The 505-nt window shown below is 50.5% G+C and carries 1 pseudogene; it reads left to right on the top strand.

Annotated elements, in window-relative coordinates:
• Nucleotides 1-505 (top strand): annotated as a pseudogene (gene ompK36, locus KOSB73_RS28175) (porin OmpK36); the annotation flags it as partial.

Here is a 505-nt window from a genome sequence, read left to right as displayed (position 1 = left end):
TCTGCAGTATCAGGGTAAAAACGGCAGCGTAAGCGGTGAAGGTACTTCCCCGACCAACAACGGTCGTGGCGCTCTGAAACAGAACGGTGACGGCTACGGCACCTCTCTGACCTATGATATCTACGACGGTATCAGCGCTGGTTTCGCGTATTCTCACTCTAAACGTAATGGCGATCAGAATAACCTGTCCAAAGGTCGTGGTGACAATGCTGAAACCTACACCGGTGGCCTGAAATATGACGCCAACAACATCTACCTGGCGACTCAGTACACCCAGACCTATAATGCTACTCGTTTCAGCGGTAGCGGTGATTCTGACTCCATCAGCGGTTTTGCTAACAAAGCGCAGAACTTCGAAGTGGTTGCTCAGTACCAGTTCGACTTCGGTCTGCGTCCGTCCGTGGCTTACCTGCAGTCCAAAGGTAAAGACATCGAAGGTTTCGGCGATCAGGATCTGCTGAAATATGTTGATGTAGGCGCGACCTACTACTTCAACAAAAACATG

Source organism: Klebsiella grimontii, assembly GCF_900200035.1.
Taxonomy (GTDB): domain Bacteria; phylum Pseudomonadota; class Gammaproteobacteria; order Enterobacterales; family Enterobacteriaceae; genus Klebsiella; species Klebsiella grimontii.
Note: the sequence above shows the minus strand (reverse complement) of the source record. Positions and strands in the feature narration are given on the sequence as shown.